This is a genomic window from Paenibacillus massiliensis 2301065 = DSM 16942 (assembly GCF_000377505.1).
GTDB lineage: Bacteria > Bacillota > Bacilli > Paenibacillales > Paenibacillaceae > Paenibacillus > Paenibacillus massiliensis.
Map to the genome: position 1 here is coordinate 126,514 of NZ_KB898195.1, position 14,716 is coordinate 141,229.

General features: G+C 50.5%; 13 protein-coding genes. 12 read left to right on the plus strand and 1 reads right to left on the minus strand.

All coding sequences use genetic code 11. From position 1 onward, the window contains the following. Positions 1–345 precede the first annotated feature (345 nt). The 12 genes from D328_RS0120890 (at position 346) to D328_RS0120945 (ending at position 13,262) form a co-directional block, all read left to right on the plus strand. Positions 346–1,554: a TolC family protein gene (locus tag D328_RS0120890; RefSeq protein WP_018886990.1), complete on the plus strand. Its 1,209-nt coding sequence runs from the start codon at positions 346–348 to the stop codon at positions 1,552–1,554. 141 nt (positions 1,555–1,695) lie between these two features. Further along, positions 1,696–3,156, plus strand: coding sequence for an efflux RND transporter periplasmic adaptor subunit (locus D328_RS0120895; protein WP_018886991.1), 1,461 nt, complete (start codon positions 1,696–1,698; stop codon positions 3,154–3,156). Further along, a complete protein-coding gene (locus D328_RS0120900) occupies positions 3,153–3,872 on the plus strand; it encodes an ABC transporter ATP-binding protein (RefSeq protein WP_018886992.1) in 720 nt (239 codons plus the stop codon). Before D328_RS0120895 ends, D328_RS0120900 begins: the two co-directional genes overlap by 4 nt. Further along, entirely contained in the window at positions 3,869–5,080 is a 1,212-nt protein-coding gene (locus D328_RS0120905; protein WP_018886993.1) for an ABC transporter permease, read from the plus strand. Before D328_RS0120900 ends, D328_RS0120905 begins: the two co-directional genes overlap by 4 nt. A 238-nt stretch (positions 5,081–5,318) precedes the next feature. Then, positions 5,319–5,480, plus strand: a complete 162-nt coding sequence (locus tag D328_RS31105; protein WP_018886994.1) for a hypothetical protein — start codon at positions 5,319–5,321, stop codon at positions 5,478–5,480. Between the two features lie 139 nt (positions 5,481–5,619). Then, positions 5,620–6,252, plus strand: coding sequence for a uridine kinase (udk, locus tag D328_RS0120915; RefSeq protein WP_018886995.1), 633 nt, complete (start codon positions 5,620–5,622; stop codon positions 6,250–6,252). 128 nt (positions 6,253–6,380) lie between these two features. After that, entirely contained in the window at positions 6,381–7,286 is a 906-nt protein-coding gene (locus D328_RS0120920; RefSeq protein WP_026281307.1) for an ArsR/SmtB family transcription factor, read from the plus strand. Between the two features lie 294 nt (positions 7,287–7,580). Continuing rightward, positions 7,581–9,308 carry an ABC transporter substrate-binding protein gene (locus D328_RS0120925; protein ID WP_018886997.1) on the plus strand — a complete coding sequence of 576 codons (1,728 nt, stop codon included), beginning with the start codon at positions 7,581–7,583 and terminating at the stop codon, positions 9,306–9,308. Positions 9,309–9,384: 76 nt separating this feature from the next. Next, positions 9,385–10,341 (plus strand): ABC transporter permease, encoded by a 957-nt coding sequence (locus D328_RS0120930; protein WP_018886998.1) that lies wholly within the window; start codon positions 9,385–9,387, stop codon positions 10,339–10,341. Positions 10,342–10,354: 13 nt separating this feature from the next. Beyond that, positions 10,355–11,293, plus strand: a complete 939-nt coding sequence (gene opp4C / locus D328_RS0120935) for an oligopeptide ABC transporter permease (protein ID WP_018886999.1) — start codon at positions 10,355–10,357, stop codon at positions 11,291–11,293. A gap of 12 nt (positions 11,294–11,305) precedes the next feature. Continuing rightward, on the plus strand, positions 11,306–12,304 hold the full coding sequence (locus D328_RS0120940) for an ABC transporter ATP-binding protein (RefSeq protein WP_018887000.1): 999 nt from the start codon (positions 11,306–11,308) through the stop codon (positions 12,302–12,304). Next, positions 12,297–13,262, plus strand: coding sequence for an ABC transporter ATP-binding protein (locus tag D328_RS0120945; RefSeq protein WP_018887001.1), 966 nt, complete (start codon positions 12,297–12,299; stop codon positions 13,260–13,262). Before D328_RS0120940 ends, D328_RS0120945 begins: the two co-directional genes overlap by 8 nt. Before the next feature lie 255 nt (positions 13,263–13,517). Here the strand turns inward: D328_RS0120945 and D328_RS0120950 are convergent, their stop codons facing one another. After that, positions 13,518–14,633: a glycoside hydrolase family 88 protein gene (locus tag D328_RS0120950; RefSeq protein WP_018887002.1), complete on the minus strand. Its 1,116-nt coding sequence runs from the start codon at positions 14,631–14,633 to the stop codon at positions 13,518–13,520. Between the last annotated feature and the right edge of the window lie 83 nt (positions 14,634–14,716).

Below are 14,716 nucleotides of genomic sequence, written 5' to 3' on the forward strand. Positions count from 1 at the left end.
GGCGATGCCAGATTTACAAAATTGTATTATTTTCAGCACAGGACTATATGTATATAGTTCCATTTGGGTTGCATTACACCAATGGCCTCACTATTCAGTTGTTCAACCTTTAATTCATCTAACAACGACAACCTGTCGTACAATATTCCCTATACACCTTCATATCACTTCAAGTGAACAGATATCTCATGATTTTGTGCCAAATTTCGCACCATGCAGCATATAGAGTCGATGAATTGATTACAAAAGTGTTGTTTGTAGAATCTTGTTTTGTTGCCGCTCCACTCAGTAAAATGTTAAGAGATTGATATTTTCATATTTTGTCATTTGGAAAGGAGCATCTCCATGAAACATCAACCAGCCGCAGCCGTGCTGCTGCTGTCGTTGTCTGCCGCCCTCAGTATGCCGTCAGCTGTCGGGGCCGCCGGGGGTTCCACATCTACAGCTCCCCTTGGCACGGAGGCAGCCTTATCTGCCTCATCCCAAGCCAAGACTACTGCACCCACTGCTACAACACAGACAGTCAACAGCAGTAACAACGCCCAGCAACAGGACCTGACTCTGGAGCAGGCTAACATATGGGCCCAGGCCAACAGCTACACTTTGAAGACAGCCGCACAGGACCTTGAACGCAAAGACCTCGAGCTGAAAAAGAGCATCGATGCTTTGGGATACATACAGCAACCCTCCAATCTGGAAGAGTCGGATTCCTCCGCCAACAATTCTGCCTGGAGAGACTACACCTCTGCCAATCTTTCCTATCTATCAGCCAAGAAGCAGTCCGAATTCGAGAAAGATAAGGTCTATGCTCAGACTATGAAAACCTACTATGGGATCTTCACGGCCGAGAATCAGGTCCTTGTCGCCCAAGAGTCTGTTCAGATCGCCAAGCTGGAGGAGCGGATTGCTATTGCCAAGCTGGCCCGTGGGCTAATCTCGGAGAAGAGCAAGATCGATAGCACGAAAGCACGCTCCGATGCGGAGCTGACGCTGGAGCAGCGCAAGACCGATCTACAGAAGGCCAAGGACGAGCTGAATACCTTGATGAACAAGCCCAAAGGTACGTCATTCAACCTTGTGGATCCTCCAGTCTATAAGGAACCAGAGCCTATGAATGTGGAGACACATATCACAGGCCTGCTCAAAGATAACCCAACGATCTGGCAGCTGCAGGACGCCGTCAAGAATGCAGAAATTACGCTGCGTTATTACAATTTTCAAGGTACCGCCGAGGACTATGAACTGGTCAAGCTGGATCTAAAAAATGCCAACGAGGCCCTGACCAACGGCAAGGATAATTTTGCCGAATCGGTAAGATCTCTATACACCACGCTGCAGGATGAACAGAAAAAATACGTACAGCTGCACGAAGATCTGGAGATTGCCCAAGCTGACTTGGTGCTGGCTCAGAAGAAATGGGAGCGCGGCATGATCGTAGAGCTAGAGCTCATCAAAGCCCGCTTGAGCGTGGAGCAGTTGAAGCAGCAGATTAACGATCTGGCCATTGGGCTGATTCAGTCCAACTATACCTTGAACAAACCTTGGAGCAGCTGACCCATACTTTCGAACTGAGTTTTGTAAGAAGTAATTCAGGAAGTAAAGCTCACAAAACTAAGTCTATGCTTCCGAAGCGAGTTTTGTACGAAGGTAACTCAGGAAGTAAAGCTCACAAAATTTTTAGGAGAGGAACCAGACATGTCAGAGAACCAAATGAACAACGCATTACAGCAGCTACGGAAGAAACGCCGGAAGAAATGGATCATCAGTGCCATCGTGGTACTAGCACTTGGGGGCGGAGGGGCCGCCGTATACAGCTCCATGGGCAAGTCTGATGAGCCAGCTATGATGGCCATTCCGAATGAATCGATTATTGTTGAGCGCGGTGACATCACCGAGACCTTGTCTGTTACGGGAACGGTCAAAGCCTCCAAGGAAGTGAATTTGAATTTCAACAGCACCAGTACAGACAAGCTGGCTGAGGTCAATGTCAAAATCGGAGATCAGGTGAAGCAAGGACAGCTGCTAGGTCGGCTAAACGATACGGAAGCCAAGCTGCAAATCCAGAACGCCGAGGATGCCCTTCGCATGGCCCGCTCCAAGCTCGCGGATGCCACGAAGGGTCCGAAGGAGACCGAGGTGGAGCTGCAGGAAATGAACGTGCAGAAGGCTGCGAAGGCACTGGAGACCGCGAAGAGCAGCTATGAGCTGCAGGAGGCCGAGAATCAGCTCAAGACAGCCCAGAGCGACCTGGAGATGGCACGCAAGACCTACGAGGATCAAAAGTTCCTGAGCGATTCGGGAGCCATCTCCGCCAAGGAGATGACAGAGGCCGAGCAGGCTTGGGAGAAAGCACAGGCCAGCTATGACACAACTGAGCTGCAGATGCGCAAGACTCGCGATCAGATCGAGAGCAGCATTGAGGATGCAGAGATGTCCTATCGCACAGCCCAGCTGGAGCTGAAGAAACTGAAAGATCCACCGGAGAAGGACACGCTTGAGAATCTGCAAATCGACATTAGCCGCGCTGAGACAGATCTGGAGCAAAAGCGCAGCGAGCTGAACAAGCTGCAGATTACGGCACCTTGGGACGGTGTCATCCTCAAGGTCAATGGCGATGTGGGCACGAGCCCGACAGCTCCATTCATCGTGATGAACAACTCCAACTCCAGTGACCTGAAGGTAGCGACCAAGATCAACCAGAGTGACATCGTAAAGGTGAAAACGGGGCAAAAAGCCATTTTGACGACGACGGCTTATCCTGGCGAGGAATTCGAGGGAACCGTCACCTTCATCTCACCAGAAGTATCTGCAGATGAGGGCGTGAATGCTTACGCCGCTGAATTATCCATCACGAATTCGGACAACAAGCTGAAGACGGGGATGATTATGAATATTGCTGTTGAGCTCAGCAAGGTCGAGAATGTCCTGTTCGTACCCGTAACAGCCATCCAATCCGATGGAGGAGCAGACGGGGTCTATGTTGCCGCTGATCCCTCCAATACGTCTGCCTATGAATTCAAGCCGGTAGAGCTGGGACTCTACACGACGGACCGTGTGGAATTAAAGTCGGGCGTAAATGAGGGAGATACGGTCGTCATCCCTGCACCAGGCGGCGCTGGCATGATGGATGGCTCGGCAGGAGCGGTCTTCCCATGAGTGCAGTAATGGAGATTCGAAATCTGAAGAAAATCTATCACGTGGGTGATCAGGAGATCCACGCGCTCAAGGACGTAAGTATGTCCATTCAAGAAGGGGAATTCGTAGCGGTCATGGGACCGTCCGGGTCCGGAAAATCCACGATGATGAATGTGATGGGCTGTCTGGATTCACCTACATCCGGCGAATTCTATCTGGACGGATACTCCATTCTGGACGCGCGTGAATATGAGCTGGCACATATCCGCAATGAGAAGATCGGCTTCGTCTTCCAAAAGTTCCACCTGCTTCCCCGCTCGACAGCTCTTGCAAATGTGGAGCTGCCTCTGCTCTATGCGGGCGTGTCCGCCCGAGAGCGGCGTGAACGAGCTATTGAGGCGCTCGCGAGTGTCGGACTGGCCGAGCGAATGTACAATAAGCCAAATGAGCTATCCGGCGGACAGCAGCAACGTGTCTCCATTGCCAGAGCGCTCGTCGCCAATCCCGTAATTCTGCTCGCTGATGAACCGACCGGAGCGCTGGATTCGCGGACAAGCCGCGAGATTATGGAGATCTTCCAGGATCTCAACGATCATGGGAAGACGATTGTATTGGTCACGCATGATATTGAGGTGTCGGAGTACGCCAAGCGGCTGGTTCACTTTCGCGACGGGCAGATTGAACAGGATCATCCGGTAGAGAACCGGAGATTCGCGCGAAAGGAAGTGGTGGAGTGAGTTTCCTCGAGACGATTCGTGTAGCACTGAGCAGTCTGCGCAGTAATCTGCTCCGTACGATCCTGACGATGCTGGGGATCATCATTGGGATCGGTGCGGTGATTGCCATCATGGCTATTGGCCGCGGAACGTCCGCCAGCATCACGAAGGAGATCAACGGACTAGGCAGTAATCTGCTCATGATCTATCCGTATGCACCCTTCGACGAGAACAACTGGATGACGATGGCCCAGCCCAAAAATTTCACCCTTGAAGATGCAAAGGGCATGGAGAAGCTTCCCTCTGTTGCTGATGTAGCGCCTAGTGCCATGAATTCAGCCAAAGCCTCTTGGAAGCGGCAAGTCGTAGATGCTCAGGTTGAGGCTACTACCGAGTCCTTTTACCGTGTCAAAAAGCTCTCGCTGAAGTACGGTCGCACCTTCACCCATCACGAGGTGGACAACCGCATGAACGTTATCATTCTGGGCTCCGATGCAGCACAGTCGCTCTTCGGGCAAGCAGCCTCTACCGCTGTAGGACAGACGATCCAGCTCAAGGATATTCCGTTCAAGGTCGTCGGCGTGATGAATCCAGCCAACAGCGCACGCAGCTATACGAACAATCAGGTCTACATTCCCCTTACGACGGGGATGAACATGTTTGGCCAGATGAATATTCAGGAAATGAATGCCTCCGCTATCACCTTCGACAAGATCGATCAGGCCAAGGAGGAGATTAGGCAGTTGCTACGTAGCAGTCATAAGCTGAAGCCTGAGGAGCAAGATGACTTCCAGTTCATGACGCAATCAGAGATCATGCAAATGTCCTCTGGTGTCAACGATACGATGAATCTGCTGCTGCTTGGCGTGGCTGGTATTGCACTCGTCATTGGCGGGGTCGGTATTATGAACATCATGCTGGTATCCGTAACCGAGCGTACGCGGGAGATCGGTATCCGCAAGGCGATTGGAGCAAGACGCAGCAATATTCTGACCCAATTCCTGACCGAGTCGGTCTTCATCAGTCTGATTGGCGGCTTGATTGGGATTGGCACCGGGATTGGCGCAGCCAAGATGCTGCAGAAGTTCGCGGGCATGCCGATTGAATTCTCGTATGAGCCAATTATCTATGCCTTTACCAGCTGTGTACTGGTTGGAGTAGTCTTCGGCGTATATCCGGCACTTAAGGCCTCCAAGCTCAAGCCGATCGACGCGCTTCGTTATGAATAGGATGATATGCGGACCGATTCAGGACGCAACATGATGAATGTCCATTCCGGACAAACGAGCCTTAAAGATTGCTGTTTAGCCTGATTTTTTATACTAAAAGTATGTACATACCGTCTCTTGGTAAAATGGAAGTACGACTGGCCATTTACACGGGGACGGTTTCTTGGCGTATATATTTTGTGTATGCATTGATGCTTATAGAAATTTCAAGTTCCTCAAAGATTGGGGGTATATCATCATGAAAAAAAATAGTTACAACGAAAATATTGATATGCTAGAGGTACATCCTGAGTTTGTTGAGGCAGGCATAAAACATGCTGGAAAAAAAGGATATCCGTCGCTTCGATTTATAAAATTGGATTATAGCAATTCAGATACAGCACACAAGCGATTCTTGTAATCAGCTGTCTTGATGTGTAGGGTGCACCAGATGGGTTACTCCTGAAATAACTTGCTTCAGTGCGTGAAAAAAAGTGCAGCTTGTGCTACAATACATGAATTGTACAGCCTATAACTTCAGGGGGGTTAATTGAATCACCATGCTCATTATTGGTATCGCCGGCGGCACCGGCTCTGGGAAGACCAGCGTTGCTCGTTCAGTTATTGACCGCCTGGGATCAGGGAAGGTTACCTTCATCTCTCAGGATAATTATTATAAAGACCAGCCTCACCTCAGCTTCGCGGAGCGCGAACGGACGAACTACGATCATCCCTTCGCTTTTGACAATGACCTGCTCATGGAGCACCTGACACAGCTCAAGCAAGGCGAGCCGGCTCACGCACCTATCTATGATTTCACTCGCCATGCGCGCTCTACGGAGACGATCAAGCTGAAGCCTAACAACATTGTCATTCTGGAAGGGCTTCATGTGTTATCAGATGAGAAGCTCCGTACAATTCTCGATATCAAAGTATTCGTCGATACTGATCCTGATGTGCGGATTCTGCGTCGTGTACTCCGTGATATTGAGGAGCGCGGACGGACGATTCAATCCATTCATCAGCAATATCTGACTACCGTCAAGCCTATGCACGAGGCCTTCATCGAGCCTTCAAAGAAATATGCAGACCTGATTATTCCCGAGGGTGGGCAAAATGAAGTCGGCATTCAGCTGCTGTCCGTGCTGACCGAGAAGTATCTGACTGGTGATAAAAAGTGGCCTAGCGCCTAGAATCTTATGATTTGCGCACGTCCATTGCAGCAATGACATCCCATTGCAGCCATGGCCTGATTTGTTTTCTATGTATTTCTCGATTTTTTGTAGCAGCCTAATGAATTCTCAGGAAAGGACGACTCCGCTTGAGCTACCGATTGGACGTAGTATTTTCACCACTATACGAATGTATGGCGAGCCTTCACACTATGATCTGTCGCAAGTCCCACAAGAAAGTGGACCTCTCCTCTTCCTGGGCCCTTACGACCCGTGATCGTCTAACACCTGAATTGGTTGCTGCGCTGGACGATATGAACGTGGATGAGGATTGGAAATGCCTATATCTTCTGGCCAGTCTGTCTGACGAACAGGAGCCAGAGCCGTTCGTACGCTGGTTGGAGGCACAAACGGTTCAGAGCCTGGCCAGAATATTTAATAGTCACGATGTCCCTTTCCCCACCGAAATCCCCACCTTTCACAGCCGTATGATCTATGTGCTGACAGCGTGGAATACTCAATATTTCAGTCAGGTGGACCCTCTGATCCTCACCAGGCTGAAAGAGGAAGCGGACAGAAGGCAGCATGATCTACAGACTCTTCCTCAGGAGAAGGTGCTGGACGATGTCACCAACGGCTTAATGTTTCGTCCAGTGCAAGGACTGGAGAAGGTTATTCTTGTGCCTCAGTATCATTTCCAGCCCTTGAATGTCATCTACTATTTTGGCAATAGTCTCTTGTGCCACTATTCTTCCCGCCTCTATCTTGGCGATCAGGATCTGTTCCCCACTCACAGCCTAAGGGTTATTCGCAGTCTTGGTGAGAGAAACCGTCTTAGAATCCTGCGGTACCTTCAGCACGGCCCCCGTTCATTCATTGAAATTGTCCGACATCTGGAATTGTCCAAAGGAATTACGCATGATCATATCTCGAAACTTCGTGGGGCAGGATTAGTATATGCCCATCTGGAGGGGGAGAATTTGGTCGAATACACTCTCCGTCGAAGAGCCTTGAAGCAGGTTCAGCATCTTCTGGATGAATATATTGAGGGTTAATGGTTACTAAAAATAGGATCGTATGAATTTTTAGCTAGGGCGCCTTATATGGCTGCGGTCGGCTAGATCATACGGTCTTTTTTGAATTTATTGTGGATATTTTTGGGTTAATTATAAAGTTTTTTTAGGTTCTTTATTTACAGAACTAAATGGAGTTCTTATAATAGGGCTTAGCTCGCCATTAATCTTATTATTTCCATCGGAATTTCAGTTTTTATCTGTTTGACAATTAGACGCCGCCAGCAATAATGACCACCGCTGGTAAGGTTAACTATTACCTTATGGGAGGGCTTTATGAGACAGAACTTGAAGGCTTTAAGTGTATTGATTGGCATGATCTTTGTACTGGCTGCATGCTCCAGCGGAGAGGCTCAGGTTGCCACTAGTGGAAATGGCACCACAAATAACCTGGGCACGGTCGATACCACCAGTGTATCCTCATCTGGCCTGGATGGGCTCTATCGAGCCGCAGATCTATCCAAGCTTCCTGACACCGCCCAAAAACGGACGGATACCATTATTGTTGCCCTGACTGATCCAAGTGGCGCATTTACGCCTTATTTTCATCAGAGCGGTTATGACGGCAACGTAGCTTCGCTGCTCTTCGCTTCCCTAGTTACTGTGGACCAGGAGGGGCTACCCGTTCCTGATCTTGCAGAGAGCTGGGATGTATCCGACGATCAGCTCACCTATACCTTTCATTTGCGCAAGGATTCCAAGTTCAGTGATGGGTCTCCACTGACTGCCAATGATGTGGCCTTCACCTGGACTTTGCTTCACGACAAAGCCTATGATGGGGATTTTGATATTGCCTCTACCCGCATTAAAGGCGGTAAAGACTATACGGATGGCAAGGTGGAGCAAATCACGGGGATTCAGGTCATTGATCCATTAACGATATCAGTCACGCTAGAGCAACCCAATGCGACTGTCCTGCTCACGCTAGGCTCAGAGGTGCTGTCCAAAGCCTATTATGGTAAGGATTACAGCTTCGGCCAACTGGATTACATCAAGAATCTACATAGCACCCCTGTCGGCAATGGTCCGTACAAGCTGGATCAATTCCGGCCAGGGCAAGAAGTAAGGTTCATAGCCAATGAATATTATTACAAAGGCAAACCCAAGACTGAGCGCTTCATCTACAAAACCGCGGAGGGCGATGCCTGGCAGTTCATAGAGACTGGTGAGATTGATTTTGCTTCCTTCACGGCTACTTCAGAGAACATCAGCAAGCTGAAGAATATCCCTTACCTGAATCTGCTTCCCTATACACCGAGCACATATGGCTATCTTCAGCTCAATCTGGAGAAGGAGCATCTGCAGGACAAGAGAGTTCGTCAGGCACTGGCTTACGGTCTGGATCGTCAATCCATCTATGTCGATGCCAACCAGGGAGCGGGTGCAGTCGCTAATATCCCGTCTTCTCCCATCTCTTGGTCTTACACCGAGGAGGGGATCAACCCATATGGATATGATCCAGAACAGGCTAACCAACTGCTTGACGAGGCGGGCTGGGCACGCGGAGCGGACGGGATCCGTGAGAAGAATGGTCAGAAGCTATCCTTTCATTATTTGGGGACCAAGAGCCCAGCATCTGATATCTTCATAGCTGTAGCCAAAGAGAACCTTGAAGCCATTGGCGTGGACTTCCACCCAGAGATATTTGCCGATTTCAATTCCTTGCTCTCGAAGGTTGAAGGAGGAGATTATGATGCGGCTTCATTCTCTACACCGATGCTCACCGATCCTTCCGAAGGCGTACTCAAATTCGTGAATGATGAAATCAAGGGATACAACAATCCCAAAGTGAAGGAGTTATACAACAAGGGTCTCGCTACTACCGATATTGAAGAACGCAAGCAGGTGTACCATGAGCTATATCAACTGTTGAATGATGAGCTACCCGTCATTTTCACCAATTACCGCAAAACCGTCTATGCCTATAACGGACGGATTGAAGGACTGGAGGTCAGTCCTTTCCGCGGGATTGCTACTAGCTTGCCTGAATGGTCCCTGAAGTAAACACCCTATCCCTGCTGCCCTATGAATCCGGTGATTGTGCCGATTTCATGGGGCAGTTGACTAAAAGGAGTCCTCCATGAGCACGTATATTGTCAAACGGTTAATCTACATGGTCGTCATTCTGCTGGCTGCCTCATTTCTCATTTTTAGTCTGTACGCACTGACTCCGGGTGACTTTATCTCTGGCAATATCAAGCTCACACCTGAACGAAAGGCTGAGCTACGAGCCATATACGGTCTTGATAAGTCTGTTCTGGAGCGTTATTTCATCTGGATGAAGCAAGCGATTCAGGGCGATTTCGGATACTCGCTTGCACAGCAGAAGCCTGTGCTGACCCTTTTTCACGAGTACATCTGGAATTCCTTCCTGCTCGCCATCGTCAGCACCTTTCTGACCTGGTTCATTGCCGTCATTATTGGGGTCGTTGCAGCTTATCGACAATATTCCTGGTTCGATTCTCTAGTCATGGTGGGCATCTTTGCAGCAATGTCATTACCTTCGTTCTTCATCGGTCTGTTCCTGATCAAGCTGCTGGCAGTGGATTTCAAGTGGCTACCGCCTGGTGGCATGCTGACTACCGGAAGTAATGCGACAGGGTTGGATTATGTCCTTGAGGTTGTCCAGCATATGACATTGCCTGTCATCGTCATGACCCTGCTCGGTGTAGGTTCACTTACCCGTTACTTTCGCAGCAATATGATCGAGGTAATCAGACAGGACTATATTCGAACAGCGCGGGCCAAAGGACTGAGCGAGAGCAAGGTGCTATACACCCATGCCCTGCGCAATGCCCTTCTGCCAGCCATCACACTCGTCGGCTTTGAGCTTCCTTCCTTATTCGGCGGCTCTCTGATCATTGAACGAATCTTCAACTGGCCAGGGATCGGACAGCTCTATATGCAATCCTTCTCTCTCCGTGATTATCCCTTACTCATGGGCTTCACCATGTTTATCGCCATTCTGACTGTACTGGGCACACTGCTGTCCGATTTGCTTTATCATTTTGCGGACCCGCGGGTCCGGCTGCATTAAGGAGGCTGCGGCCATGAGTTCATTCCTTACACCAACCAGGCATGAATCTGACAGAATAAGGCCACAGCTTCGCGCCTCTAGACCTTCCTCACTCTGGCGAATGTCTTTACGACGCTTGCTCAGAAACAAGCTGGCGGTGGGTGGTTTTATTGTGGTGGTGACCATGTTCGCTGCCTGCTTCATTGGTCCGTTCTTCTCTCCATACATCGACAATAAGATCAACATGGCCGCCATGAAGCAGGGTCCAAGTCCGGCACATTGGCTGGGGACCGATGCACTGGGTAGAGACGTACTCACCCGTGTGCTACTAGCAGGTCGTATTTCCTTGACCGTCGGACTAGCCTCCATGCTATTGTCCGTATTGATCGGCTCTCTACTGGGGGCTGTCGCTGGCTACTATCGCGGCATTGTGGACCAGATCATTATGCGCTTGGCAGATCTGCTACTGACCATTCCCGGGCTACCTCTTCTGTTCATCTTTGGAGCCCTACTCTCGGAATGGAAGATCCCCCCTCAATCCCGGATGTATATCGTCATGCTCATGCTCAGTCTGGTCAACTGGCCAGGGATGGCTCGTATGATACGCGGACAGATGTTGAGCCTGCGAGAGCGGGAATTCATGCAGGCGACTATCGTCCTCGGCCTGCGGGATCGACGCAAGCTATTCGCTCATCTGCTCCCGAATATCGTGCCTCTCTTGATCGTCATGGCCACATTGAATATCGGAGGCTCCATTTTGAGTGAATCCGTGCTCAGCTTCTTTGGGCTTGGGGTCATGCCGCCCACCCCGACCTGGGGAAATATGATTGATGCAGCCAACAATATGATTGATTTTCAAGAGCATCCTTGGTTGTGGATACCACCAGGGTTATCCATTTTCATCACCGTTATTTCAATTAATATCTTCGGCGACGGGCTCCGTGACGTGCTTGATCCCAAACAGAAAAGGTAGGTGGGCTTCGCCATGAGCAGCATTATCGATATTGAGCATTTACGTGTTCAGTTCCATACGGAGGAGGGTACTGTGCAAGCGGTGAATGACGTCAGTCTCAGCGTACAGCCTGGTCAGACGGTATGCATCGTAGGAGAATCCGGCTGTGGCAAAAGTGTCACGGCCATGTCCATAATGGGCTTGATTGATGAACAAGCAGGATGGATCGATCAGGGAAGCATTTGCTTCGAGGGTCAGGATCTACTGCAAGCGAGCCGTTCTCTGTGGCGCAGCATCCGCGGCCATGATATCTCGATGATCTTCCAGGAACCAATGTCTTCCTTGAATCCTGTCCTGAAGGTCGGCGAGCAGGTAATGGAGCCCTTGCGCACCCATTTAAAAATGACAAAAAAACAAGCCAGAGAACGAGCACTTCAACTGATTGCGCAGGTAGGTATCTCCAGGCCTGAGTACATTCTGGACAGCTATCCGCATGAGCTGAGCGGCGGCATGCTACAGCGAATCATGATCGCCATCGCCATCTCTTGTGGCCCCCGACTGCTGATAGCCGACGAGCCTACTACTGCATTAGATGTGACGATTCAGGCGCAAATTCTCGATATGCTGAGACAAATCAAGGACGATACAGGGATGTCCATGCTGCTTATTACTCATGATCTGGGCGTCGTAGCAGAGATGGCCGATTATGTCATTGTCATGTATGCAGGCAATATTGTGGAGGAAGGAGAGGTCGTGAGGCTGTTCGAGCACCCGCAGCATCCCTACACACAAGGCCTGCTTCGTTCCAAACCCATTATGAATCAGCGGCAGGCTGAACTGTATTCGATCCCGGGCCAGGTTCCCAATCCATTAACCTTGACCGACTCCTGTCATTTCCATGAGCGGTGTGAGTACTGCATGAAGATCTGTAAGACACAGCAACCACAGCTCAAAATGATGAATCCCGAGCAAAAGGTAGCGTGCTGGCTATATGAGAATCTATCCGACAAGGAGGAACTACACCATGGCTAAGGCACTCCTTGAGGTGAAAGACCTAAAAACGTATTTCCCCGTGCGGCAGGGCCTGCTGAATCGGACGGTAGGCTATGTCAGAGCGGTTGACAACATCTCAATTACGATCCGTCCCGGAGAGACCTTCGGACTGGTGGGGGAATCAGGTAGCGGCAAAAGCACCGTGGGACGAACCATTGTCCGCCTCACGGACAAGACAGAGGGTGAAATCCGCTTCAAAGGCATCGATCTCTATCAGCTCGACCCCCAACAATTACGGCAGCTTCGACCCCAGCTGCAGTTAATATTTCAGGACCCCTACAGCTCATTGGACCCGCGAATGCGGATTGGGGATGCGATCGGAGAAGCTTTGTTGGATCATGGCATCGCATCCGGAGAGGATGTCCGCCTTCGGGTAATGGAGGCCTTGACCGCTTGTGGCCTGTCAGAGCATCACATTGATCGGTTCCCACACGAATTCTCGGGAGGACAGCGACAACGGATCGGTATCGCCCGCGCACTGGTGCTGAATCCCGACCTCATTATTGCAGACGAGCCTGTATCTGCCCTGGATGTCTCGATTCAGGCACAAATGATTAACCTTTTCAAGCGCCTTCAGGAGCAGCGCGGTCTGGCCTACTTATTCATATCGCATGATCTCAGTGTAGTGGAGCATCTGTGCGACCGAGTTGGGGTCATGTATCTCGGATCAATGGTGGAGAGCGCCTCCAGAGACGAACTGTTCCGACATCCACTGCACCCATATACCAAAGCGCTGCTGTCAGCCGTTCCTGTCCCGATTCCCAAGCTGAAGCGGGAGCGCATCGTACTAAAGGGGGATATTCCGAGTCCGATTCATCCACCGAGCGGCTGCAAGTTCCATACCCGTTGCCCGTGGGCGGAAGAGCGCTGCCGGGAGGTAGTTCCCGAGTTCCGCTACGCTCGCGAGGGGCACCAGGTAGCTTGTCATCTGGTCTAGCCTGTCCTTTCACGCTGTTGCGAGGCTCATGGCTTCACGGTCTCCTATTCCATAAAAAAAGAACGGATACAGCTTGGTTAGCGTATCCGTTCTTTTTGCCTGCGTATAAGTACGTATTCTACGTGTGACTGGCAAGCAGGTGAATGTAAAGACCTGTGTAGCTACGTAGCTTTATGGCTTTATGGCTTTATGGCTTTATGACCGTATGAATGCCCAGACGGGACTAATCTCTATCTCTGCCGAGATATTGCTTCATTATTTGCTGCTCAGGCTGAAAAAGCCCTGTTCACCACGCAGCTTCGCGAGCGCCTCTGCAAAGAAATAATCTCCGTAGATAATCGGCACATTCAGGTACTTTTGCTCTGGGTAATGAACCGTCCCCTTCGTGATGATCCCTTCTTCACCTGCTGGTGAAGTATACTGCTCGTAGAGTCCCTTAAGGATTCTTTCAGCCGCTTCCTTATACTTCTCGCCCTTGGTCGAATAACGCGCCAGCTCTAGCAATCCACTTGCTACAATAGCAGACGCTGATGAATCCCAAGCGATTCGATGCTCTTCTGGAGCACGGAAGTCCCAATAAGGCACGATGTCATCGCCCAGCTCGGCCAGGAAGAAGTCTGCCGCTCCTTCGGCCACCTGAAGATCACGCGGATTCCGGGTCCAGCCATAGGAGAGCGCGAAGCCGTACACTGCCCAAGAGGTCCCTCTCGCCCATGCTGACCCCGGGGCGTAGCCCTGACCACCATGCTGGATTGGAGCCTGTCCTGGCAAGAACTCCATGACGTGAGAGATGGAGCCGTCACTGCGGACGAACTCGCTCGCGACCGTATCGGCATGAGCCACGGCAATCTCTGCAAATCTGGAGTCTCCGCTCTCCGCGGATGCCCAGTGCAGCAACGGTAGATTCATCATGCTGTCAATAATCGCAACATAACGGGTATCCATGAACGTAGATTCGAAGTTCCAGGCACGAATGAAGCGGCCGCTCAGATGAAAACGAGCCGAGAGAAGATTCGCCGCTAGCAGCGAGCGCCGTCTTGAGTCCTGCTCTCCAGTCAGTCCGTAGCTGGCTACTCCGCTCAGTAGCCAAATGAATCCAAGATCATGGTCCACAGCTTCCGTATCATGCAGGCACTCCTCCAATTGTCGCTCACAGCTTGCCACTATAGGTAGCAGCTCATTACGCTGCTCTGAGCGATAGACGAGCCATAGCAGTCCGGGCCAGAAGCCCGCAGTCCACCAAGCTGCCTCGCGCTGGTCGTAGGCCCCATCCAAGACAACATGCGGGAAGGAATCACTGATTCTTTGAGCCGTTCGCAGCGTGCTATCTACTGTATGCTGCCAGGCAGTATCAATCCAAGTCGAAGTCAACTCTAATCACTCCTTAATTTTCCAATATAGTCAGCTCTCATAAGTCATCCTACTTGCCGTTAACTCTAATCATCCCACACGCT